Origin of the sequence: Rhodococcus sp. NPDC056743, from assembly GCF_042790355.1 — a bacterium.
Classification (GTDB): Bacteria; Actinomycetota; Actinomycetes; order Mycobacteriales; family Mycobacteriaceae; genus Rhodococcus_F.
In genome coordinates this window covers 21,592-45,382 of sequence record NZ_JBHTZI010000016.1, presented here as the reverse complement: position 1 = coordinate 45,382, position 23,791 = coordinate 21,592, and the positions used below count along the sequence as shown (strand labels likewise).

Sequence of the window (23,791 nt, the reverse complement as noted above, 5' to 3'; positions counted from 1 at the left end):
TTCGAGGCATTGATGCCGGAATTACCACGTCTTGGCTTTGAACTTCAGCCCGATCGACGGGGGAATCTGCTTGGTGGAGATGCGTTGACGGAATACCCAGTACGTCCAGCCTTGGTAGATGATCACGATAGGCGTCATGAATGCGGCCGCCCAGGTCATCACCTTGAGCGTGTACGGACTTGACGACGCGTTCTCGATGGTCAGGCTGTACGCCGGATCCAGCGTGGACGGCATGACGTTCGGGAACAGCGAACCGAACAGCAGCACGACGGTCGCGATGACGGCCACCGTGGTGAGCACAAACGCCCACCCTTCCATTTCGGCGCGGGTCAGGAAGACAACGCCGATCAAAGCTGCTGCCGCAGCGGCAACCAGAATCCAGGTCCATCCCTTGCCATAGGCAAGCTGGGTCCACAATACAAATCCGCCGGCCACCGGGATTGCCGGAATCGCGAGTCGGGCAGCAATTTTCACTGCGTCTTCGCGAACCTCGTCCGCGCTCTTGAGTGCCAGGAATACAGCACCGTGGAGAGCAAACACCAGCGCGGTGGTCAGACCGCCGAGCAGTGCGTACGGGTTGAGCAGATCGAAGAACCCTGACTCGACCTGCTTGTCGGCATTGATCGCAACGCCCCGAACAATATTCGCGAATGCCACGCCCCAGAGAACTGCGGGAACCCACGAGCCGAAGATGATGCCCCAGTCGCAACGCTTACGCCAGGCGTCGTCGTCGATCTTGCTTCGCCATTCGATGGCAACGATGCGAACGATCAAGGCCACCAGGATGATCAGCAGCGGTAGATAGAAACCGGAGAACAGCGTTGCGTACCACTCGGGGAAGGCAGCGAACATCGCACCACCCGCCGTGATGAGCCATACCTCGTTACCGTCCCAGACCGGGCCGATGGTGTTGAGCGCGACGCGTCGACGCGTATCGGCCGGTAGGCCACTGCCTTTGCCGACGATCGGCATGAGCATTCCGACTCCGAAGTCGAAGCCTTCGAGAACGAAATAGCCGACGAACAGTACTGCGACGAGCACGAACCATACTTCTTGAAGTCCCATGATCGCCTCCTAGTACGCGAACGACAGTTGTTTGGGTTTGTCCGGATCTTCCGGCTCTTCGTGGTCGGTATCTCCCGGCGGATGCATGTCGTGCTCCAGCGGGCCTTCCTTGGCGTATCGCACGATCAGCTTGAACCAGACCACACCCAAAGCGCCGTACAGGAGGGTGAAGGTGATCAACGAGACCCAGACCGTTGCCGACGCATGATCCGAAACACCTTGGTCGACAGTAAGTCTGATCATGTCCACGCCGGTCGGGTTGGGATGCACCACCCAGGGCTGACGGCCCATCTCGGTGAAGATCCAGCCCGCACTGTTGGCGAGGAACGGCATGGGAATCGCGACAAGGCTCAGGATTCCGAACCACTTCTGATCCGGTACCCGACCCTTACGAGTTACCCACAGACCGGCAAGCGCCAAGGCTGCAGAACCGGCGGCGAGGCCGATCATCGCGCGGAAAGACCAGTACGTGACAAAGAGATTCGGGCGGTAGTTTCCGGGGCCGAAGTCTTGCTCAGCCTGTTCCTGCAGCTGGTTGACGCCTTGGAGTTCGACGCCGGTGAACTTGCCCTCGGCCAGCCACGACAGCACGTAGGGAACCTTGAGGACGTGGGTCACACCCGCGCAGTCGTTGTGCGTACCGATCGTGAGAATGGAGAAATCGGGATCCAGTTCGGTGTCGCACAAGGATTCGGCCGACGCCATCTTCATGGGTTGCTGCTGGAACATGAGCTTGCCTTGGACGTCGCCGGTGTAGATGACGCCGATACCGGCAATGATGATCACCAGCAACGCCAATCGGGCGCCGGGACGGTACATCGTCCTGGCATCGGTTTCGAGCCTGGTCGCCTCCGCTGGGCCGACGGCCTTGGTGCGGCGCATGTTTCGCACCATCCACCAACCACAGATGCCGGCGACAAAGGTGCCAGCAGTCAGGAAGGCACCTGCTACTGCGTGCGGGAATGCGGCAAGAGCGGTGTTATTGGTGAGCAGCGTCCAGATGCTTGTCAGTTCCGCGCGACCTGTCTCCGGGTTGTACACCGCGCCGACGGGGTGCTGCATGAACGAGTTGGCTGCGATGATGAAGAACGCCGACGCGTTGACGCCGATCGCCACGAGCCAAATACAGGCCAGGTGAACAAGTTTGGGTAGCCTGCCCCAACCGAATATCCACAGTCCGATGAAGACGGACTCCATGAAGAAAGCCACAAGACCTTCGAGAGCCAGCGGTGCACCGAAGACGTCGCCGACAAATCGTGAGTACTCACTCCAGTTCATACCGAACTGGAATTCCTGCACGATGCCGGTAGCTACGCCGATGGCAAAGTTGATGAGGAACAGCTTGCCGAAGAACTTGGTGAGTCGGTACCAGTGATCTTTTTTGGTCACGACCCACATGGTTTGCATGATCGCGATCATCGGAGCCAATCCGATGGTCAGCGGAACAAAGATGAAGTGGTAGACGGTAGTTATACCGAACTGCCACCTGGAGACGTCCAAAGTATCCATTGGCTACTCCGAGAGTAGGGCCCTGGGACAGGCTTCGGGGATCGAGACGCGGGCGTTCGCTCGGCCCCTGCGGACACGGTACTGCTGTCCGGTTTGGACCGCAGGACTTTGCTACTACTCAAAGTAGTAGAGACCGTCGAAGATTCCTATTCGCCCGAAACGCCCAGGCCGTCTACTCGACGGCCCGTTCGACCAACTTCATGAATTCGGCAGCGACTTTGGGCTCTGGTAAAACAAAGCCGTCCAGTGTAGTGACGCGAGCAGCCAGCGTGACGCTCGAAACCATCCACACTCCGTCCGCAGCGATCAAATCTGCAGGTCGCAGGGTTTCGTAACGACTGTCGAAGCCCGCACCCTTGGCGACGTCGAACAGCGCACGCTGCGTTGTACCCATCAAAATGCCCTGCGCGGGCGGCGGTGTGATCAAAGTCCTGTCCCGCACGACCACAACCGTCGACCGCGGCCCTTCCAACACATTGCCCTCGGAACTGACGAAGATCACATCATCGGCCCCCAAAGTGCCGGCGTAACGCAGTGCAGCCATGTTGGTTGCGTATGACAACGTCTTCGCGCCCAGCAACTGCCACGGCGCGCGTGCCGACAAATCCACCGAGAACCCGCGTTCGAGCGTGATCACGGACAAACCCGCTTCACGCACCTGCCGCACCCGATCGGCCACGGGTCCGACCATCACGAACGCCGTCGGCTTGTCCCCACTCTCGCGACCGCGCGTCAGGACGAGACGCAAAGCGCCTTCCTTCTCACTCCCCCACTCCTCCACAGCCATCTCGATCGCCAGACGCCAGTCGTCGAGCACCGGAGCAGGCAAACCCAATGCCTCGGCGCTCAGAACGAGTCGGCTCAGATGGCCTTCGACCACCCGCGCTCGGCCACCCCGAACCAACAACGTCTCGAACACTCCGTCGCCCCGCACGACAGCCAAGTCGTCAGCATGGAGGAAGGGTGCATCAGCATCGAGCACCTCGTGGTCGAGAGTTACCAATACGCGATCAGCCATACCCTCAACACTAGCGACGGAAAACACCACTCACGCCCCGCACTCGACCAACGCGCGGACCACACTCCTAGACTGGTGACGTGGTCGACAACGCTCTTGTGCCCAACAGCCCACTCATGACTGCCCCCGGTGCGGTCGCAGCCCCGGACGGATCGGTCGACATCGGCGTCGCGTGGCATCACGGCGACCCGCTCAGTGAGCAACGGACTGCGCAGCGCGACGCAGTTGTCGTCGATCGCAGCCACCGATTTGTCATCGCCATTCCCGGCGACGAGCGACTCACGTGGCTACACACCATTTCGAGCCAGCACGTTGCTGCACTTCCGGACGGGAAGAGCGCCGAAAACCTCAGTCTCGACATCAACGGCCGCGTCGAACACCACTTTGTCCAGACGGACCTGGGCGGCGTCACCTGGATCGACACCGAAGCCGATCGTGGGCCCGAACTCCTCGCCTTCCTGAAGAAGATGGTGTTCTGGTCCAAGGCCGAACCCCGCGACGGCAACGAACTTGCCGTTCTGAGCCTTCTCGGCCCGAAGGCCACCGCCGTCCTCGACGCGGTCGGCACGAGTGCGCCCGTCGACGTGTACGACGCGCAGGCTCTGCCAGGAGGCGGCTTCGTCCGTCGGATGCCGTGGCCGACCGAAGACTCGTTCGACCTCCTCGTACCCCGCGACCAATTGGCAATCTGGTGGGCCAAAATCACCGAGGCCGGCGCCACACCGGCCGGAACATGGGCCTTCGAGGCCCTCCGCGTGGAAGCCGTCCGCCCTCGCATCGGGCTCGACACCGACGAGAAGACCATCCCGCACGAGGTTCGATGGATCGGCGGCCCCGCCGAACACGGCGCGGTCCACCTCGAGAAGGGCTGCTACCGCGGCCAGGAAACCGTCGCGCGCGTGCACAACCTCGGCAAGCCACCACGCCACCTCGTTCTCCTGCACCTCGACGGAAGCGCCGACGCCCTCCCCGAACCCGGCGACCCCATCACAGCCGGCGGCCGCGCAGTGGGCCGCGTCGGAACCGTCGTCAATCACCACGAGCTCGGACCCATCGCGCTCGCACTGGTCAAGCGCAACGTCCCCGCGGGGACCGAATTGGTCGCCGGCCCCAGCGCCGCGTCGATCGATCCGGACTCGATTGTGGACGACAACGCACCTCAAGCCGGACGTGAAGCCGTCAACCGATTGCGCGGCAAGTGACCGGCGTCGTGGACGCCGTGTGCGTCGTACATACCGAACGCGACAGCGGCGTCAAACGTGTGACTCGAACCGCAATCGACAAACGATCCGTCGACGGCCGGGTTCCCCTGGGCCGACTCGGCCTGGGCGGCGACTATGTGTGCGACACCGAGTTCCACGGCGGCGCGTATCAAGCCGTCTACGCGTACGACCACGTCGAAGCGCAACGCTGGTCGACGGAGTTGGGCAGACCCCTCCATCCCGGCTGGTTCGGTGAGAACCTTCGCATCAGCGGTATCGCCGTGACCGACGCCGTCATCGGCGAACGTTGGCACATCACCGGAGCGGACTCGTCCGACGTGGTGGAACTCGAGGTCACCGGGCCCCGCGTGCCGTGTGGCACCTTCGGCCTCTGGTCGGGCGAGAAAGGCTGGGTCAAGCGGTTCACCCATCGAGCCGACGTCGGCGCGTATCTGCGAGTGAACCGAACGGGCACCCTCGCGGCCGGCGATACCGTGACGCGGGTGCATGTCCCGGACCACGGCGTCACGGTTCGACAGGTATTCGCCGGCGCAGACCCCGAACACTTGCGACAACTGCTGAACAGTCACCACGACCTTGCGCCGAACGTCCGCGAGCGGATCAGCACATTCGTCGAACGAGCGGAAACACAGGTGCATTCGTGAGCATTGAACTGGTCGAAGTTGTCCGTTCCGGATTCCGCGAGTGTGTACACCGCGGATCGGCCGTCATCCTCGACGCTCACGGCGACCTGGTTGTGGGAGTGGGCGAAGTCCACTCACCCATCTATCCCCGTTCCGCCAACAAGCCGTTGCAGGCCGTCGCGGCCCTGCGCAACGGCTTCGAACCCAGTAGCCCGGAGGAACTGGCCGTCGCTTCGTCGTCGCATGCCGGTGAGGCCGACCACATCGAACTCGTCGAGGGTCTACTCGATCGTTACGACCTGCGTGTCGATCAATTGCAGTGCCCTGCCGATCTGCCAGGCAACGAACTTGCCCGAGCCGAGTTGATTGCCGCGGGCCAGCTCCCCAGCCCGATCTACATGACCTGTTCGGGCAAGCACTCCGCGATGCTCGCCACGTGTGTGGTGAACGACTGGCCGCTCGAGACGTACATGGAACCGACACACCCCCTGCAACTCGCGATCGCGGAGACGATCTTCGATCTCAGCGGGGAGGAGGAGCAGGAGCTGGGAATCGACGGTTGCGGCCTGCCGATCGTGCCACTCTCGCTGTCGAATCTCGCTCGAGCTTTCGGTCGTCTGCCGTCGGCGACGCCTGATTCCCCGGAACGCGCTGTCGCCGACGCCGTGCGAGCCAACCCGTTCCTGGTCTCCGGAACCGGGCGCAACGATCAGCGTCTGATGTCCGCGGTGCCCGGTCTGTTCAGCAAGACCGGTTACGACGGTATCTACGCGGGCGCCCTCCCCGACGGTTCGGCATTTGCTCTCAAGATCGACGACGGTCACGAGCGGGCCCTGCTTCCGTTGGCTGCCGCCCTACTCAGGCGGATGAACACCGAATGGACCGAAGAGCTGGCCGCTCTGGCGTCGGCTCCGGTGTTCGGTGGGGATGCTCGGGTAGGCACGATTCGAGCGATTCCGGGGCACTTCTGAGCAGTTCCGGGAAAACTTTTGCGCAGTTCTAACAAAGTTCTGAGCAGTTCTGTCGGCATCCTGGCAGCTCGCGGCCATAGTGAGAGCAAACAGACACGGCGACGAGGGCTACGTGGAAGCGGAAGCGACTTTTCCAGGCTAGAGTGTGTGTCAGGAAACTTACACACTCAAACGGGGCCGCCAAATTCCCCAGGCCGCCCCGCGAAAGCGCGAGGGGGTCAGCCATGGGCCGCGGCCGGGCTAAGGCAAAGCAGACCAAGGTTGCACGCGAATTGAAGTACAGCGTACCGACCACGGATTTCGATAGCCTGCAACGAGAGCTCGCAGGTGGATCGACCAACTCGCATCGGAGCAGTGTCCGATCGGACCAGACTTCCGATAGGGAAGGGCATTCGCGAGAGGACGACTACGACGACTGGCGGCGTTGACCGCGCACTGCCATCTGCGCAGACTGTGAAATGAGGAAGAGCTGATCGCTCTTCCTCATTTTTGCGTGCTTTGGTCCAGCCACCCCTGATCTGAGCACCCTGATCTGAACAAAAAAGCTGCCCCGCCGAAATGAATCGGCGGGGCAGCTTTGTGGTCTTACCGGCCTCAGAAGCGCGGGTGATCTCCAGCCAGGAACGCACGCTCGGCTGCGGCGTCCGAGGCCTTCTTGATGCTTCCCAGCGTCCAGCAGTCGATGTGACGTGCGGTGAGAACGGCCAACGCGCGGTCGACGTCCTCGGGAGCGACGACGGCAACCATGCCGACACCCATGTTGAAGGTCTGCTCCATCTCGGCGCGCTCGACGCGTCCGCGCTGCGCGATCATCGCGAAGACAGCCGCGGGGCTCCATGTTCCACGATCGAGTTCGGCAACGAGGCCCTTGGGCATGACGCGCCCGAGGTTGTTGGCGAGGCCGCCGCCGGTGACGTGGCAGAAGGTGCGGACGTCGGTCTCGGCAGCGAGGGCCAGGCAGTCCTTGGCGTAGATCTTGGTGGGCTCGAGGAGCTCCTCACCGAGGGTGCGGCCGAACTCGTCGACGTGCGCGTTCAGGTTCATGCGATCGATCTCGAGGAGCACCTTGCGGGCCAGTGAGTAGCCGTTGGAGTGCAGACCCGAGGATCCCATGGCGATGACGACGTCGCCGGGACGGACGCGGTCCGGTCCGAGCAGCTTCTCCGCTTCCACGACGCCAACGCCGGTGGCGGAGAGGTCGTAATCACCGTCGGCCATGATGCCGGGGTGCTCGGCGGTCTCGCCGCCGAGGAGAGCGCAGCCTGCCTGGATGCAGCCTTCGGCGATGCCGCCCACGATCTCGGCAACTCGCTCGGGGATCACGCGTCCGACTGCGATGTAGTCCTGGAGGAACAGCGGCTCGGCGCCACAGACGACGAGGTCGTCGACAACCATTGCGACGAGGTCGAGTCCGACGGTGTCGTGCTTGTCCATCGCCTGAGCGACGGCCAGCTTGGTTCCGACGCCATCGGTGGACGCAGCGAGGACGGGCTCCTTGTAGTCACCCTTGAGCGAGAACAATCCGGCGAATCCGCCGAGGCCACCCATGACCTCGGGGCGGCTGGCCTTCTTGGCCATGGGGGCGAAGAGTTCCACCGCCCGGTCGCCGGCGGCGATATCGACTCCTGCTGCTGCGTAGGAGGCGCCTGCTGTGCGGTGACTGTCCTCGGTCATCGGATTACTACTCCAGCCCTAGTATTTCTCGTGCACGTTTTCTCCGTGCACAGGTATGTGTTGTGTAATCCTCGCGACGTGCCGAAGCGGTCGCCTCGAGCGAACAAGCCCTCAGCGCACACAAATACCGACGATTACGCCCTTACGCTACCGGACACAGGCAGCTGACGAGACCTCGCGTACCGTTCGAGCTCAGTTCTGGAGCTGCGAACCGATCGAGGTGTGCAGCGCCCGCAGACTGTTCTGCCCGAGTGCAACAGTCTCCGACTGGATATGTCGCAGGAGGTGTTTGTCGTTGAGGACCTTCTCGCTCGACTGAATCAGCACGGTCCCGGCGCCGGTGAAATCGAACTGTTTCTCTTCGCCTGTATTCGCGCCGAACACGGTTCCCCGCACCGATCCGAGGAAGCTCTGCATCCAGTCGGCGTCGAAGTGGTGGGACGGCGACGGGCAGTCGGCCCAGCCAACGAGGGCCTGTGGGTCGATTCGCAACGGCGGTTCGGCAAACATGACCGGACCGTTGGACGACGCCAGAAATTTCCCGGTACCGAGCAAGGTCAAAAAGCCTGGCACGATTGACTGTTTGAGTTCGAGACCGTTCTCGAAGGCGAGCAGGTTGGCAGCGCGGATCGTGAGGTTACCGTCGTCGAGATCGTAGGAATTGATGTTGAATCCGCGGTCGCCGAGAATCAGCTTGCCCTGGCCCTGGGCAATCACCCAGTCGTCGGCGTACAGCGGCGACGAGAATCTGGCCGCCACCATCGCCGACATGCTTGTGCGTCCCAGCGGCTCGAAATTGACCATGCCGTAGTACGCGATCATGGCGCCTTTGGACGTGAACCAGGGCTGCCCGGTCAGCTCGATACAGAAGGCGTAGTCATTGCCCGGGACGTTGTCGTTCGCGGGCAGGGACGCCGGAGTGTGAATTTCGATACTCATTCGATTTCTTCCTCAGAACTTCTGCTCGGACGCCTGAACCCAGACGGTGCCCATACCGGTCATCTTCAGCTGAATGGACTCCCCCGAGCCCTTGCCGACGGCTTCACGCCAGCCGACGTTGGCGGAGATGTCGACGGTGATCTGCCCGAGATGGCACACGTACGCCTGCGGGTCCACCACAACCTGGGGATGGTTCGGACCGACCTGCAGAGGAATGGCCCCACCGTGTGAGAGCACCGCGACGCTTCCCTGACCGTGCAGTTGTGTCGTGAACAGTCCTTGCCCTGTCATGGCCCCGCGAACGGCACCGCGCACACCGCCTTGCGACGTCAGCGCCACGATCGAACTTTGCAGGTAGGCGTCATGAGCCAGGAGCCGGTCTGCTTCCACCGTGAGCATCGACGAACCGTCCAGATGGATGACGTCGACGTACAGCCCGGCGTGCCCGTAGTGGACCTCACCCTGTCCTTCTGCCGCCATCATGCGTGCATGTTCGCCCGACATCATCCGGCCGGCCATGCCCGCGATGCCGCCCATGTTCGGCATCGAACCAGGACCGCCACCCATGCTGTGCGGGATGAATCTGACGTCGCCGGTGTAGTAGAGCATCGATCCGGTGCGGGCCAGCACGTTCTGCCCGGGAACGAGGGTCGACTTGACGACCTTGCTGTTCACCTTTTCCAACGGCATGGGTCAGCGCTCCTCTGGCTGGATGTAGACGACACCGGATCCGTCGAAGCGCAACGAGAACGCCTCACCGCTGCCACCGCCGATCGCGGACCGCCAGGTGACGTCGGTGACAAAGCTCTGATTCAGTTGTCCGCGGTGGGCGACAAAGGCGTCGGGGTCGGCAACGAGCGGATACTGCGGGCTGACTTCGAGCGCGATGATCGGCCCGCCCTTCGACAGCACCGCAACCAGACCGGTGCCACTGACAACTGTCGTGAACAATCCTTGGCCTGATCCGGCCCCACGGAGGCCGGCAAATTTCACGTCGGTGCGTAGCTGTCCGACGAGCGCCAAGAGCTGCGACGCTTCGACATGGAGAGTGTCGTTGTTGAGTTCGACGATCGTGATGTCCTGGGCGTCCACGGCGAAGTAGACGGTGCCTTGCCCGCTGACCTCCATCAAGGACAGCGATTCTCCGGCTGCCTTCTGTTTCAGCGCGGCGCGGATTCCGCCCCCGCCACCCATTCCGGCGTTTTTGAAGGTGACCGCACCCTCGTACGCCACCATTGATCCACTGATCGCTTTGATGGTGTCCCCCATCAGGTCCGCGACCAGGACTCGATGCCCATCCATTCTCAGTTGCGCCACGAGGGCACTATGCCAGATAGCTCCGACGGTGGAAGTGACTGGAAGCACAAAAAATCTGCCGCCCCGACAAGCAGGGCGGCAGATTGTCCGTTTTGACGGATTACGGGCGGCTGAGCGCGCTCGCGTTGTCGTTGTCGCGGGTGGCAGCCGAACCGGCCGCGCTCTCGAGCATCCCTTCGAGGACGTTCTTACCCATCGACGTCTCCTTGGGAAGCGCAATGGGGTAAGTGCCGTCGAAGCAGGCAGCACACAGTCGGCTTGCCGGCTGCTCGGTGGCCGCGATCATGCCCTCGGTGGAGATGTAGCCGAGGCTGTCCGCTCCGATGGAACGACGCACACCGTCGAGCATCTCCTCGAACGTGGCGTCCTGTCCGCCGGCTCCGTTGGCGATCAACTCGGCCGGCGAGGCGAAGTCGATGCCGTAGAAGCAGGGCCACTTGACCGGCGGCGAGGCGATGCGGACGTGAATTTCGAGAGCACCGGCTTCGCGGAGCATCCGGATGAGCGCGCGCTGCGTGTTGCCGCGGACGATCGAATCATCCACAACCACAAGACGTTTCCCGCGGATAACTTCCTTGAGCGGGTTGAGCTTGAGCCTGATACCGAGCTGACGAATGGTCTGCGACGGCTGGATGAAGGTACGGCCGACGTAGGCGTTCTTCATCAGTCCCTGGCCGTAGGGGATGCCTGAACCCTGTGCGTACCCGACGGCTGCCGGGGTGCCGGACTCGGGAACCGGAATGACCAGGTCACCTTCGGCAGGGTGCTCACTGGCGAGCAGGCGGCCGATCTCGACGCGGGTCGAGTGCACCGAACGGCCACCGATCACGCTGTCCGGCCGGGCGAGGTAGACGTACTCGAAGACGCAACCCTTGGGCGTCGGGTTCGCGAAACGGGAGGAGCGGACGCCGTCGGCGTCGATCGCGAGCAGTTCGCCTGGTTCGATGTCGCGGACGAACGACGCGCCCACGATGTCGAGGGCGGCGGTTTCACTCGCTACCACCCAGCCGCGATCGAGTCGACCGAGGCAGAGCGGACGGATTCCGTGCGGATCGCGCGCTGCGTAGAGGGTGTGCTCGTCCATGAACGTGAGGCAGAAGGCGCCTTCCAACGTGGGAAGCAGTTCCATGGCGGCCTGCTCGATGGTGCTGTCACCGGCAGCGTGTGCCAGGAGTCCACCGATGAGATCGGAGTCGGAAGTCGCGGCGTTGGGGCGCTTGTCGTTGACCAGGCCGGCGGCACGCGTACGGCTCGCAAGTTCAGCGGTGTTCACGAGGTTGCCGTTGTGGCCGAGGGCAATGCCCGTACCCGCCGTGGTGGTGCGGAAGATGGGCTGCGCGTTCTCCCACGTCGTGGAACCGGTCGTGGAGTAACGGCAATGTCCGACGGCGACGTGACCTGGCATTGCTGCGAGGGTCTGCTCGTCGAATACCTGACTCACCAGGCCGAGATCCTTGAATACCAGCACCTGGGAGCCGTCGGCCACCGCAATGCCGGCAGCTTCCTGACCACGGTGCTGCAGCGCATACAGTCCGTAATACGTGAGCTTCGCCACATCCTCTCCCGGCGCCCAGACGCCGAATACACCGCATTCTTCGCGGGGCTCGTTCTCGTCCTCGTCGGACGGGTTCGTAGCGAGGAGATTTGGACTGTTGACCGACAGATCGGCACGAGTCACGTGGCGCTCCCTTTGTGGGCAGGGGTTGGGGGGCACACACAGTCTACGGCCAATTTTCCTCGTGCCTTGCCCAGGGCAACCTTGCCTTGAATCGGACCGAGAATCGGACCGATCAGTCTTTGCTACGCAGCCAGCCGAAGCAGGGGAAGCCAGTGCGCAATTTCCGGAGCCCGGCTACCTGACGCGTCGACTCGCCCGTCACCTGCGGCCTCGGAGAATTCGAGGAGTCCGGTGACCAACAGCAACCACGTTCGAGCGTCCGTCTCGACGACGTTGGGCGGAGTGCCGCGGGTGTGACGCGGACCTTCGATGCACTGCACCGCCACAAACGGCGGCACGCGCACTTCGACGCTCGATCCGGGAGCAATCTGTTCGAGCGTGCGAGCACTCATCTTCACTGCCGCGCCGAGTTCGGCGCGGGAAGGCTTCGGAAGCTCCGGATCTCGAAGCCACGGTCCGACAGCGAGGATCGCGGCGCGAAATTCTGCGGGGTCGACCGCACGGCGCGGTGGCATCAGTGCGCTCCCTGTCCATTGGTGGCGATTCGAACAGCAAGTGCTCCACCGGCATTGGTCGCCAGGTGCAGCAGCGCCGGTGCGAGGACGCTGCCACCTCTGCGGTGCAGCCACTCGAACAGCAACGCCGACGCTCCGGTAAAGGCCACTGCGGCCGGGACGTTGTCGCCGGCGCCGCGAGCCGGCGCGACGTGCCACAACCCGAAGGTGAGTGCATGCACGGCCTGCGCTGTTGGTCGGTTCAGTTCACGATTCCAGACCGCGGACATAGCACTGCGGAACAACAATTCTTCGGACAGTACCGTGCCGAACGGGATGTGCAGGATGATCCATTCGAGGAAGTCTTCGCGACCGTCGGCACGCTCGTCGGCAGCAAGGGTCGCGCGCAATGACGGAACGGCCAAGGCAACGCTGTAACCGGTAAGGACGGCCCCGGCCGCAGCTCCCCCGAACTGAGCGCCGCCACGAATGCCGGTGTGGGCCAATCCCAATTCCTCACGGCTGTATCCGCGTGCCCGCAGGACTCCGATTGCCGAGCACCCCACGACGGTGTTCACCACTGCCCGGGCGCGGGGTGAAAGTCCGAACGCCGGAAGCACTACGTTGCTCCACGTGATCGCGGCTACCGAGAGCGCTATCGACGCCACTCCCCTCACTTCTCCGGACCCTGGGACTTCAGGGCGGCAACCAACGACGCTCGCACTCGCTCCGTGTCGGCGGCAGTCCACTCTTCTGGTTGAACAACGCTGACCCAGCCGTCGAGCACGGAGGTTCCGTAGTTGTGGCCGTGCCCGTCCGGAACACCCGCAGCGTTACCGAGGTCGGCAGAGACCTGCCAGAACGTGACGATCGGGAACCACTTCATCGACGGTGACCGGTCGAATCCGGGGATCTCCTTCAACCATGTGGGGCGGTTGAACATGAGGTCGGGCGACCACCACACCACGGGATCGGACGGGTGCTGGATAAACAGCACATGGGGGTCCGGCCACACCATTGCTTCGGTCGGAATGTCTTCGGCGCGATCCGCAAACCGCACCCCGGCCAGACCGTCGGCGTAGACAGGTGCCACTTCGGTTGTGCCGGGGTCGCGTCGTTGCACTATCGAACGCCACAACGACGTCGCGTTGGGCGGGCCCACCCACAGGATTCCGTCGGCGGTCTCGCGGGCAGCTTGAAGAGTGTCGAAGGCGCCGGCCCCGGCCATGACGCCGAGGCTTTCGCCGTAGACCATGAATTTGGGTCTGGTGGCTTCCGGTTCCTGGAGCCATCTTTCGTGAACCCGCTCGATCAGCAGGCGTCCGGCAGCTTGCGCCTTTTCCTGGTCTGCGAGGAACGAAATCCAGCTCGGCAGATATGAGTACTGGCTGGCGACGAGCGCCGTATCGCCGTTTCCGACCAACTCGATCGCCTGTGCCGCTGTGGGATTCACCCAACCTGTACCTGTCGTCGGAATGACAACAAGCACCTTGCGCTGGAAAGCACCGGTCCGCTCGAGTTCCTTGATGACCAGATCCATGCGCTCATCCGGATCTTCGGCACTTTCCAGGCCTGCATACACCCGGATGGGATCCATCGCGGGCGTGCCGTTGGCAGCTTCGAGTTCCTGCGCGTTCAATCCACGCGAGACGAAGTTCCGTCCCTCGAACCCCAATGTGTCCCAGGAAGCCACAGATTCGGGACTACCGGACTTCATCGGATCCTGTGGTTCGACGACGCCGTCCCTCGTGGTGGAGTTCTGCAGGCTGAAGATCGAGTTGGTCGCGGCGTAGATTCCGCGCACCAGCACGCCGTCGACCAACATGAAGAACAGAACTGTCACAACCAGAACGCCGACCCCGTTGGCTACCGACCGCGACATGTGGAACCGCCGCATCAGTACTCGCGCAATGAGTTTCACGAGGTCGTACAGCATTCGCCAGATCGAGATGAGTAGTCCGCCGACTAGTAGGCTCAGCCCGAGGGTTCGGATGTATCCCGAGGTGGTCGTGCGTTCGGCGTCGGTCAGTGCCGCGATTTCACGTTGCCACCCGGCCGCATAGACCAGCATGATGATCGCCGCGACGATGGACGCGACTGGAACGAAAACCTTGATCGCCGACGGAACCGGTTCAGGAAGAGGCCACCAGCGACGGCCGCGAAGCACATATCGCTCCACAGCCCACCCGATGGCCGTTCCGACGCCGTAGCCGATGGCCGAGTTGATACCGCCGATCAGTCCTTGGAACAGCCAATCACGGGGCAACAGTGAAGGAGTCAGCGACCAGCAGAAGAAGAATGCGGCAAACGCGATGCCGGTGAAGTCGAGCTTGAGGAGCCCCCATGCCCACTCGGTGAAGCGGTTGTCCAGCTTCTCGAGAGATGCGGGAACAGCCAGCCGCAGGTGATGTTCCTGCGGCTGGCTGTCAGCGGAAGTCAGTTCCCCGGAATCGACCATCTATCACCCGAAGAGTGCGGGCAGCGTTCCCTCGAAGGCCTCACGGAGCTTGGCCATCGTGACGGAGAAGTGTCCCTGGACCTCAACCGAGTCGCTGCCCTCGTCGACGACTCCGATACGCGTCCACGGCAAACCGCGGGCGGTGCACATGCCGGTGAAACGGGTCTCCTCGGTGCGCGGAACTGCAACGAGGACACGTCCCGACGATTCCGAGAACAGCGTCACGAACGGATCGGCACCCTCGGGAATCAGGATGCGGCAACCGGTTTCGCCGGCCAGCGCGGCTTCGACGACAGCCTGCGCCAGTCCACCCTCGGAGAGGTCGTGGGCTGCGGTGACGAGGCCGTCACGCGACGAAGCGAGCAGGATGTCGGCGAGCAGCTGCTCACGGGCGAGGTCGACCTTCGGCGGCACGCCACCGAGATGGCCGTGCTCGACCTGCGACCAGATGGAACCGTCGAACTCGTCGTGGGTGTCGCCGAGCAGGATCAGCGTCTCGCCGGGCTCGAGCCCGAGGCCCGTCGGGATGCGGCGGTGAACGTCGTCGATCACACCGAGGACGGCAACCACCGGCGTCGGCAGGATCGCCGTGGTTCCGGTCTGGTTGTAGAAGCTGACATTGCCACCGGTGACGGGGATGCCCAGCGTGGCGCAACCGTCGGCGAGACCGCGAACGGCCTGCTGGAACTGCCACATGACACCCGGGTCCTCAGGCGAACCGAAGTTGAGGCAGTTGGAGACGGCCTTGGGCGTCGCGCCCGTTACTGCCACGTTGCGGAAAGCCTCGGCCAATGCAAGCTGCGCACCGGTGTACGGATCGAGCGCGGTGTAGCGGCCCGAAGCGTCGGTGGACAGTGCGATTCCGCGGCCGGTCTTCTCGTCGATGCGGATGACGCCGCCGTCGGCGTTCTCGGCCAGAACGGTGTTGCCGCGGACGTAGCGGTCGTACTGCTCGGTGATCCACTTGCGGCTGCACAGGGCCGGTGAGGCGATCATCTTCAGCAGGGTCGCTTCGAGCTCGGCGTCGGTTTCGGGACGCTTCAGTCCAGCGGTCGTGTTCGCGATCAAGGCATCCTGCGTTGCCGGACGCTCGACGGGACGGTGGTAGACCGGGCCCTCGTGAGCGACGGTGCGCGGCGGCACGTCGACGACAGTCTCGCCGTGCCAGGAAATGGTGAGGTGCTCACCGTCGGTGACCTCACCGATGTCGGTGGCCAGGACGTCCCACTTCTTGCAGACCTCCATGAACGCGTCGACGTTCTCGGGGGTGACCACGGCGCACATGCGCTCCTGCGATTCGCTCGAGAGCACCTCGGCCGGGGTCATACCGGTGGCGCGCATCGGAACCTTTTCGAGGTTGATGTGCATGCCGCCGTCGCCGGCTGCAGCCAGCTCGGAGGTGGCGCAGGACAGCCCGGCGCCGCCGAGGTCCTGGATACCGACAACGAGGCCGGCCTTGTAGAGGTCGAGACAGCACTCGATGAGCACCTTCTCGGTGAACGGGTCGCCGACCTGAACCGCAGGCAGCTTCTTACGTCCGCCGGTGTCCCCACCCTCGTCATCGAACGTCGCCGACGCGAGAACCGAGACACCGCCGATTCCGTCGAGACCGGTGCGTGCGCCGAACAGAATGATCTTGTTGCCCGCACCCGAAGCGAAAGCCAGATGCAGATCTTCGACGCGCATGACGCCGGCAGCGAGGGCGTTGACCAGCGGGTTGCCTGCGTAGGACTCGTCGAAGACCGTCTCGCCGCCGATGTTCGGCAGACCGAGAGAGTTGCCGTATCCGCCGACGCCGCGCACAACACCGTCGACGACGCGACGAGTATCGGGGGCATCAGCAGCGCCGAAACGCAGCTGATCCATGACGGCAATCGGGCGAGCGCCCATGGCCATGATGTCGCGGACGATGCCGCCGACTCCGGTAGCCGCACCCTGGTAGGGCTCGACATACGACGGGTGGTTGTGGCTCTCGACCTTGAACGTGACTGCCCAGCCGTCGCCGATGTCGACAACACCGGCGTTCTCACCGATACCGGCCAGCATGTTGGCGCGCATCTCATCGGTGGTGGTCTTGCCGAAGTATCCGAGGTGGACCTTGGAGGACTTGTACGAGCAGTGCTCGCTCCACATCACCGAGTACATCGCCAGTTCGGCGTCCGTGGGACGGCGGCCCAGGATCTCCTTGATGCGAGCGTATTCGTCGTCCTTGAGACCTAGCTCCTTGAACGGCTGAGCGGCATCGGGATCAGCCGATGCGTGCGTGACGGTATCGACCTGGTGAGCAGACACTGGAGAGGGGTCCCTTCCCTACGGGAGTCAAGAGCGAGCCGGCGCGGAGCGGGGCACCACGAATGTGCCCAACGAAAGAACGTGCCGGGAGACAGTCTATCGGGGTGGGCCGACGACTTCCGCAGACGGCGGCATCGACGCGAGCAGTGGGTCCTCGAAGTCGTCCCGGTCACACTCGTTTACGGTTTCGGTAACCGGTCGGTTTTTATTTACCGTCCGGTGTTTACCCAGTACTCGAACGGAAGGTTTCCCATGCCACAGGATGTGCGTCAGTCCGGCGTCGCGGCTCAATCCCAATCGGTGACGACCCCGCTGACTCCTGCCGCGATTTTCCTGGTGGCGACGGTAGATCCCGGTGGGGAGAACACAACGCGCGCGCTGCTCGCCGACGTGGCCGGCCTGCAGCGGTCCGTGGGTCTGCGCGTTCCCGGTTCCGGTTTGGATGTGGTGACCAGCATCGGTTCGGACGTCTGGGATCGTTTGTTCGCCGGTCCGCGGCCGGCATTGCTGCGCCCGTTCACTGCTCTGCAGGGAGACGTCCATCACGCGCCGTCGACGCCCGGAGATCTGCTTTTCCACATTCGTGCGATGAGCATGGACGCGTGCTTCGAGGTGGCTCGTCAGATCACGAAGCGCCTGCACGGCGCGGCCACTGTTGTCGACGAGATTCACGGTTTCCAGTATTTCGAGAACCGCGACCTCATCGGCTTCGTGGACGGCACCGAGAACCCGTCGGGTCGCGCCGCGATCGCCGCGGTGACCGTCGGCGACGAAGATCCCGATTTCTCGGGCGGCAGCTACGTCCATATCCAGCGATACATCCACAAGATGCGCGAGTGGGAGGCGATCACGGTCGACGAACAGGAACGGGTGATCGGGCGCACCAAACTCGAAGACATCGAGATGTCCAAGGACGTCATGCCGGCCAACTCACACGTCGCGCTCAATGCGATCAAGGATGAAGACGGCAACTCTCTCGAAATTTTGCGCGCCAACATGCCGTACGGACGCCTCGGTGATGACGAGATCGGCACATTCTTCATCGGGTATTGCGCCACTCCCGCCATCACCGAGCGCATGTTGGAAAACATGTTCCTCGGCTCACCGCGCGGCAACTACGACCGCCTTCTCGACTTCTCGACAGCCGTGACGGGGTCGATGTTCTTCACCCCGACCACCGAGTTCTTCGAGAAACTCCCGGCCAGCCCCTGCTAGCTCCTCGGTGTAAGGAACGCACCGAGAGCGTCCGCATACATCGTGATGTCGGCGGCGCCCATCAACTCTCGTGCCGAGTGCATCGCGAGTTGAGGTGCCCCGACGTCAACGGTGGACAGCCCGGTACGTGATGCGGTGATCGGTCCGATCGTCGATCCGCACGGCAGATCGGCCCGATGCACGTAGCGCTGCAACGGAACTCCCGCTTGGTCGCAGGCGAGCGCGAACTCACCGGCGCCGGCAGCATCCGTCGCGTATCGCAGGTTCTGGTTCACCTTGAGTACCGGCCCACCGTTGATCTCGATACGGTGCGCGGGTTCGTGACGTTCGGGGTAGTTGGGATGCGTCGCATGTGCCATGTCGCCTGACGCGCACACCGAACCTGCCATTGCCTGCAGGAATTCACCGCGACCACCACCGCGGCCCAACACAATTCGTTCGAGGACCGTGTTGAGCAGATCCGAGAAGGCGCCGCGGTCGGACATGCTGCCCACCTCCTCGTGATCGAAGAGTGCAAGGACCGGAACAAAATCCGACGGCGACTCGACCGCGGCCAGAAGTGCTTGTGTACCGGCGTAGCACGTGCCCTGATTGTCGAGGCGCGGCGCGCTGACGAGCTCTTTGCCCAGGCCCACCACAGCGCTAGGAGCCAGGTCGTGAGTCATCAACTCCCAACCCAGGACGGATGATTCGGCAACTCCGGCCCGATCGGCGACAAATCCGATGAAGGACTTGGGCTTTGTACCCACACCCCAGATTCCGTTGACATGGCGCTGCGGGTCCAGGGTGACGCCCTTGCGATCCTCGGACAGATGGATCGCCAACTGTGGGACACGAAGAATCGGATCGTCGATGCGAACCAGCTTTTGCTCCACGGTGTTTCCCACCCGGACGCTCAACCGACCGGAAATACCGAGATCGCGGTCGAGCCACGAGTTCAGCAAAGCTCCGCCGTACGGCTCGAGGCCCACCATCTGCCAGCCCGCCGACGTGAGATCCGGATGCTGCTTCACCCGCAAGTTCGGGCTGTCGGTATGACCGCCGACGATGCGGAACGGCGCGGAATCGCCGACTGCGTCGGTGCTCCACGCGATCAGCGAGCCGCCGCGAACCAGGAAATACCGTCCCGGCTCCGACGGCCACGCCTGAGTCTCCTGGAGTTCCACAAATCCGTTGGCTGTGAGCTGCGACGCCACAGTTGCACACACGTGAAACGGCGACGGCGACGAATCGACGAAACTGCACAGACCCGTAGCGTCGGCCCCGGTCGGAGAAGGGTGGGAAGTCATGTCCTTCATCATGCCCGACTCCCCAGAGACTCAGCTGTGGGCGCCGGACACACAGAACTGATTGCCGTCGGGATCCGTCAGTGTGACCCAGCGGAATCCGTCCATGTTCTCGCGGTGGTGCTCCGATGCGCCGGCAGCTATCAGCCGCGACACTTCGGCGTCGAGGTCCTCGCTGCCCAGATCGAGGTGGATTCGGTTCTTTCCGGCCGTGGGATCCGGGACTTTCTGGAATGCAAAATTGGTGGACGCGCCGGGAACCTCGACGATGTAGAACCATCCGTCGTTCTCCTGTGCGACGGTGCCGCCTAACTGCTCGGCCCACCAGCGCGCAAGTGGACCCGGATCAAGGCTGTCGAATGTGATCATTCCCAGAGTCAGTGTCATGGGCCGACATTAAAGGAGGGCACCGACAATCGAGGCGGATTCTCTCAATCAGGAGCGACCGCAACCGCCCCACCGGCGGCTGGAATGCTTGCGATACCGATCGCGGCAGCAACAACGCCGACCGCTCCGAGAATCAGGTAGGCGTTGGCGTAGCTCCCGGACCACGTGGAAAGCACGGTGCCAGCCCACGGACCCAATGCCATGACAATGACGATCGGCGCGGACACGATTCCGCTCAACCGACCGTAGTGCTCGCCTCCCCATCGGTCGGTGACGGCAGTGGCCTGGATCAGGGTGAAGATACCGCGGACCAGTCCAGCGCCGATTGTGATGCCGATCAAAGCGATCACCGAGCTCGCGAGTCCCAGCCAGGCGGCGCTCAATCCGGTGGCGGCGACGACGGATACGGTTCGCACGCGGACACTGGTTTTCGCAGCGAGCGGCAGGTAGAAGATGCGACCGATGACCTGACCGGCGCCACCCAGTCCGAGTGTGAGCGCGGCGAGAGCAGGACTGAAACCTCGTTCGACCAACAACGGCACGAGATTGAACACCGAGGCGGACGCGGCAAACGCGCCGGCAGCGAGGGCAATGGCGAGTGCAAGGAAGGCTGGACTGCCGGCGGCCTTGCGGTAATCAGCAGGTTGCGCCCCGACTTGGCGAATCGGGTCGGGCCACCCACCCCGCAAACCCCAGGCATGTCCGGGAACAGTGACAACGGCCAGCACCAATGCGAGAACCAAGTATGTTGTGCGCCAATCGAATCGTTCCACCAGAGCGGCAGCGATGGGCGCGAAAACGGTGCTGGCCAGACCGGCAGCAAGGGTGAGAATCATCAGCGCTTTGACATAACCGTCGCCGTACCAGCGGGTCAGCGCAGCGAACGCCGGTGGATAGAGCACAGCACCCATCGAAACACCTGCGATTACCCACCCCGCGAAAAACAGTGGCACGGTCTCAGCGGTCGCGACGACTACCAACGCGGGCACCGCAAGCACGGAACCCGCAGTCATCACCCATCTCGGGCCACGGCGATCGAGGATCCGCCCGACCGGGATACCGACCACCGCGGCGACGAGCTGACTGACGGAGAATGCCGCGACGATCACGGTCGTCGACCATCCGGTGTCACGCGAAATCGCTACCGACAGAACGGGAAACGCGTAGTACAGAATTCCCCAGCTGGTGATCTCGGTCAGGCACAACGCCACCAGGACCCGCCGCAGCCCGGAAGGGGCCAGGCCGGCAGGCGGATCCTCGACAGTGGTCATCGGCTGGGTTCTATCCGCAGGAATTGGCGCTACCGGCTGGGCCGGAGAGCGAGATCAGCTGCGGAGTGGGGGCGGCGCAGCAGCCGCCGTCGGTTTCCGCAGTGTCGGGTTCGTCGAAAACGCCTGCACCACCGCACACTCCGGTTTCCGGGAGGATCAACTCCACCCGCGCAGCGGCTTCGTGGTCACCGGCAAGCTCCGCGGCGATGCTGCGTACCTGCTCGTAGCCGGTCATGGCCAAGAACGTCGGTGCGCGGCCGTAGCTCTTCATCCCGGCCAGGTACACACCCGGTTCCGGATGGCGAAGTTCCTTCGCGCCATGGGGATACACGGTGCCACAGGAGTGGACGTTCGGGTCGATGAGCGGCGCAAGCTGCGTCGGCGCCTGCAGTACCGGGTCGAGGCCGAGGCGGATTTCCGAGAGCCAGGAGAGGTCTGGACGGAAGCCGGTCAGTGCGACGACATTGTCGACGTTCTCGATCCGGGTACCGGCATCGGAGATCAGCGTCACCTGGCCGTCTTCCGCGGATTCCACACTCGCGGTGCGGAATCCGGTGACTACAGTGAGGAGTCCGTCGTCGACAGCCTTCTTTGCACGTAATCCGAGTGCGCCGCGAGCGGGCAGTTCGTCAGATTCGCCCCCACCGAACGCGGAACCGACACTCCCCCGCCGAACCACCCACGTGATTCGGGTTCCTTCCGCTCCGAGTCCGGCCAGCGCGACGATCGCAGTCAACGCGGAATGACCGCTACCCGCGATGACGGTGTGTCTTCCCGCGAACCGTTCGCGCACCGGTTCGTCGTCGAGATCGGGAACGCGATACGTGATCACATTCCCGGCTGTCTTCTCACCGAGCGCCGGCAAACCCTCCCCACCAAGCGGATTGGGCGTTCCCCAGGTTCCCGAAGCATCGACGACGCCTCGAGCAAACACGCGATCCTCGCCCCCGTCAGTGCGACGGATGTGAATCGAGAGGGGTTCGGAATCTCGGCCGTCGTCGACTACCAGGTCGCGGCCGCGTCGGGCGACCCCGATCACCTCGGTGCCGAATTGAACCGCATCGCCGAGCGCAATAGCGAGCGGCCCGAGGTAGAGCCGACGCCACTGTTGCCCGGTCGGGTAAGTACCGGCGTCGGGCGAGTTCCACCCATTCTGCTCGAGCAGACGCCGAGCTGCAGGATCGACAAGTTCGGACCAGCGCGAAAACAGCCGCACGTGATTCCATTCGGATATCGCCGCACCCGCTACGTCGCCACGTTCGAATACCAGCGGCGTGAGTCCACGCTCGCGCAGCTGCGCGGCCGCGGCGAGACCGATCGGTCCGGCTCCGATCACGACAACAGGTAGCTCTTCCATCACAAACACCCCTTCATCGACAACCATCAATCTTTCGGCCAACTATATTGACGGACGTCGATGAATGCAACCATCGACGAATATCGATAGAGTGTGGATATGACTTCACTGCAGACCCCGACGGTGCGCGTCGGCAATTCGGCTCCGGGTCAGATCGGTTCGAATCTCCTGGAACAGACTGACGCCGACACGTATGCGCAGTGGTTCGCCTGCCTGGCCGAACCGATGCGGGTCCGACTCCTGCACCGCGTTGCGAGCGCTATCGGCGGGATTACCGTCGGCGCTCTCGCCGAAGCTCTGGGGATCGGACAACCGACGGTCTCTCATCACCTACGCAAGCTCGCCGACGTGGGGTTCGTAGACCTACGGAAGGATGGAACCAGCACTGTCGTAGCAATGAGTCCGACCTGCTGCGTCGCCTTGCCGCAGCCGGCCGACATCGTCATGGGGGTTCTTGCACCGCGACCTTGCTGCCCGACCGACTTACCCGACGACGTCACCGTGCGGGCGATGACCGACAACGACTGGGACGCAGTACTGCGGATTTACGGCGAAGGTATCGACACCCGCAACGCCACCTTCACCACCGATGTCCCCAGCCGTGCACAGCTCGACGCGCAGTGGCTACCGAAACATAGATGGGTAGCGATCATCGAGGATGTTGTCGTGGGATGGGCGACCTTGAGCCAGGTCTCCGAGCGGGACTGCTACCGCGGGGTTGCCGAGAATTCCGTCTACGTCGCCGACGGGATGCGTGGCCGAGGTGCCGGAAAAGCGTTGCTACGCAAGCAGGTTATGTCCGCCGATGACGACGGCCTCTGGACCTTGCAGACCTCGATCTTCCCCGAGAACCGTGCGTCCATCTCGCTGCACCATTCCGCAGGTTTCCGGACGATCGGCATCCGCGAGAAGATTGCTCAACTCGACGGCATCTGGCGTGACACCGTTCTCCTCGAACGCCGATCAGCGACCGAGTCCGCCTAGCCTGGCCGGACGGTTCGGCCTTCGCCGAAT

Annotated in this window: 22 protein-coding genes; 6 read left to right on the top strand and 16 right to left on the bottom strand. The window is 63.3% G+C overall.

The features are described from left to right. Positions 1 to 21: 21 nt before the first annotated feature. From cydB to ACFRFQ_RS29320, 3 genes are all read right to left on the bottom strand, one after another. Positions 22 to 1,065 carry a cytochrome d ubiquinol oxidase subunit II gene (gene cydB / locus ACFRFQ_RS29330; RefSeq protein ID WP_378665109.1) on the bottom strand — a complete coding sequence of 348 codons (1,044 nt, stop codon included), beginning with the start codon at positions 1,063 to 1,065 and terminating at the stop codon, positions 22 to 24. Between the two features lie 9 nt (positions 1,066 to 1,074). Next, positions 1,075 to 2,574 carry a cytochrome ubiquinol oxidase subunit I gene (locus ACFRFQ_RS29325; protein WP_378665108.1) on the bottom strand — a complete coding sequence of 500 codons (1,500 nt, stop codon included), beginning with the start codon at positions 2,572 to 2,574 and terminating at the stop codon, positions 1,075 to 1,077. A 172-nt stretch (positions 2,575 to 2,746) separates the two neighbouring features. After that, positions 2,747 to 3,592: an aminodeoxychorismate lyase gene (locus tag ACFRFQ_RS29320; RefSeq protein WP_378665107.1), complete on the bottom strand. Its 846-nt coding sequence runs from the start codon at positions 3,590 to 3,592 to the stop codon at positions 2,747 to 2,749. Between the two features lie 116 nt (positions 3,593 to 3,708). On the opposite strand from ACFRFQ_RS29320, the gene ACFRFQ_RS29315 reads away from it, so the two are divergent. From ACFRFQ_RS29315 to ACFRFQ_RS29300, 4 genes are all read left to right on the top strand, one after another. Beyond that, positions 3,709 to 4,794 carry a YgfZ/GcvT domain-containing protein gene (locus ACFRFQ_RS29315; RefSeq protein ID WP_378665164.1) on the top strand — a complete coding sequence of 362 codons (1,086 nt, stop codon included), beginning with the start codon at positions 3,709 to 3,711 and terminating at the stop codon, positions 4,792 to 4,794. Continuing rightward, the gene (locus ACFRFQ_RS29310; RefSeq protein WP_378665106.1) at positions 4,791 to 5,459 is read left to right on the top strand and encodes an MOSC domain-containing protein; all 669 of its coding nucleotides are present in this window, start codon (positions 4,791 to 4,793) and stop codon (positions 5,457 to 5,459) included. Before ACFRFQ_RS29315 ends, ACFRFQ_RS29310 begins: the two co-directional genes overlap by 4 nt. Further along, a complete protein-coding gene (locus ACFRFQ_RS29305) occupies positions 5,456 to 6,409 on the top strand; it encodes an asparaginase (protein WP_378665105.1) in 954 nt (317 codons plus the stop codon). Before ACFRFQ_RS29310 ends, ACFRFQ_RS29305 begins: the two co-directional genes overlap by 4 nt. 224 nt (positions 6,410 to 6,633) lie before the next feature. Beyond that, the gene (locus tag ACFRFQ_RS29300) at positions 6,634 to 6,837 is read left to right on the top strand and encodes a DUF3073 domain-containing protein (protein ID WP_033233950.1); all 204 of its coding nucleotides are present in this window, start codon (positions 6,634 to 6,636) and stop codon (positions 6,835 to 6,837) included. Positions 6,838 to 7,003: 166 nt separating this feature from the next. On the opposite strand, the gene purM is transcribed toward ACFRFQ_RS29300, so the two are convergent. The 9 genes from purM to purL form a co-directional block, all read right to left on the bottom strand. Then, positions 7,004 to 8,083: a phosphoribosylformylglycinamidine cyclo-ligase gene (gene purM, locus ACFRFQ_RS29295; protein ID WP_033233949.1), complete on the bottom strand. Its 1,080-nt coding sequence runs from the start codon at positions 8,081 to 8,083 to the stop codon at positions 7,004 to 7,006. Positions 8,084 to 8,275: 192 nt separating this feature from the next. Next, on the bottom strand, positions 8,276 to 9,022 hold the full coding sequence (locus ACFRFQ_RS29290) for an AIM24 family protein (protein WP_378665104.1): 747 nt from the start codon (positions 9,020 to 9,022) through the stop codon (positions 8,276 to 8,278). A 12-nt stretch (positions 9,023 to 9,034) separates the two neighbouring features. Further along, positions 9,035 to 9,712 carry an AIM24 family protein gene (locus ACFRFQ_RS29285; RefSeq protein ID WP_378665103.1) on the bottom strand — a complete coding sequence of 226 codons (678 nt, stop codon included), beginning with the start codon at positions 9,710 to 9,712 and terminating at the stop codon, positions 9,035 to 9,037. A 3-nt stretch (positions 9,713 to 9,715) separates the two neighbouring features. Next, a complete protein-coding gene (locus tag ACFRFQ_RS29280) occupies positions 9,716 to 10,324 on the bottom strand; it encodes an AIM24 family protein (RefSeq protein WP_378665163.1) in 609 nt (202 codons plus the stop codon). A 115-nt stretch (positions 10,325 to 10,439) separates the two neighbouring features. Further along, the gene (gene purF, locus ACFRFQ_RS29275; RefSeq protein WP_033233946.1) at positions 10,440 to 12,017 is read right to left on the bottom strand and encodes an amidophosphoribosyltransferase; all 1,578 of its coding nucleotides are present in this window, start codon (positions 12,015 to 12,017) and stop codon (positions 10,440 to 10,442) included. 122 nt (positions 12,018 to 12,139) lie between these two features. After that, positions 12,140 to 12,532, bottom strand: a complete 393-nt coding sequence (locus tag ACFRFQ_RS29270) for a sterol carrier family protein (RefSeq protein WP_138872037.1) — start codon at positions 12,530 to 12,532, stop codon at positions 12,140 to 12,142. After that, entirely contained in the window at positions 12,532 to 13,188 is a 657-nt protein-coding gene (locus ACFRFQ_RS29265) for a CPBP family intramembrane glutamic endopeptidase (RefSeq protein ID WP_378665102.1), read from the bottom strand. The genes ACFRFQ_RS29270 and ACFRFQ_RS29265 overlap by 1 nt, the downstream gene beginning before the upstream one ends. Further along, entirely contained in the window at positions 13,185 to 14,969 is a 1,785-nt protein-coding gene (locus ACFRFQ_RS29260; protein WP_378665101.1) for an alpha/beta hydrolase, read from the bottom strand. The genes ACFRFQ_RS29265 and ACFRFQ_RS29260 overlap by 4 nt, the downstream gene beginning before the upstream one ends. A gap of 3 nt (positions 14,970 to 14,972) precedes the next feature. Further along, positions 14,973 to 17,261 (bottom strand): phosphoribosylformylglycinamidine synthase subunit PurL, encoded by a 2,289-nt coding sequence (gene purL / locus ACFRFQ_RS29255; RefSeq protein WP_378665100.1) that lies wholly within the window; start codon positions 17,259 to 17,261, stop codon positions 14,973 to 14,975. A gap of 252 nt (positions 17,262 to 17,513) precedes the next feature. Between purL and ACFRFQ_RS29250 the strand changes: the two genes are divergently transcribed. Beyond that, positions 17,514 to 18,476 carry a Dyp-type peroxidase gene (locus ACFRFQ_RS29250; RefSeq protein ID WP_378665099.1) on the top strand — a complete coding sequence of 321 codons (963 nt, stop codon included), beginning with the start codon at positions 17,514 to 17,516 and terminating at the stop codon, positions 18,474 to 18,476. Here the strand turns inward: ACFRFQ_RS29250 and ACFRFQ_RS29245 are convergent. From ACFRFQ_RS29245 to ACFRFQ_RS29230, 4 genes are read right to left on the bottom strand one after another with little or no spacing between them, the layout of a single operon-like run. Further along, positions 18,473 to 19,774, bottom strand: coding sequence for a M18 family aminopeptidase (locus ACFRFQ_RS29245; protein WP_378665162.1), 1,302 nt, complete (start codon positions 19,772 to 19,774; stop codon positions 18,473 to 18,475). The two genes, ACFRFQ_RS29250 and ACFRFQ_RS29245, sit on opposite strands and share 4 nt — an antisense overlap. Before the next feature lie 21 nt (positions 19,775 to 19,795). Next, positions 19,796 to 20,149, bottom strand: a complete 354-nt coding sequence (locus ACFRFQ_RS29240) for a VOC family protein (RefSeq protein WP_138872031.1) — start codon at positions 20,147 to 20,149, stop codon at positions 19,796 to 19,798. A gap of 44 nt (positions 20,150 to 20,193) precedes the next feature. Then, the gene (locus ACFRFQ_RS29235) at positions 20,194 to 21,420 is read right to left on the bottom strand and encodes an MFS transporter (RefSeq protein WP_378665098.1); all 1,227 of its coding nucleotides are present in this window, start codon (positions 21,418 to 21,420) and stop codon (positions 20,194 to 20,196) included. A 10-nt stretch (positions 21,421 to 21,430) separates the two neighbouring features. Continuing rightward, positions 21,431 to 22,777: an FAD-dependent oxidoreductase gene (locus ACFRFQ_RS29230; protein WP_378665161.1), complete on the bottom strand. Its 1,347-nt coding sequence runs from the start codon at positions 22,775 to 22,777 to the stop codon at positions 21,431 to 21,433. 99 nt (positions 22,778 to 22,876) lie between these two features. Between ACFRFQ_RS29230 and ACFRFQ_RS29225 the strand changes: the two genes are divergently transcribed. Next, positions 22,877 to 23,761, top strand: a complete 885-nt coding sequence (locus ACFRFQ_RS29225; protein ID WP_378665097.1) for a helix-turn-helix domain-containing GNAT family N-acetyltransferase — start codon at positions 22,877 to 22,879, stop codon at positions 23,759 to 23,761. Positions 23,762 to 23,791: the final 30 nt, after the last annotated feature.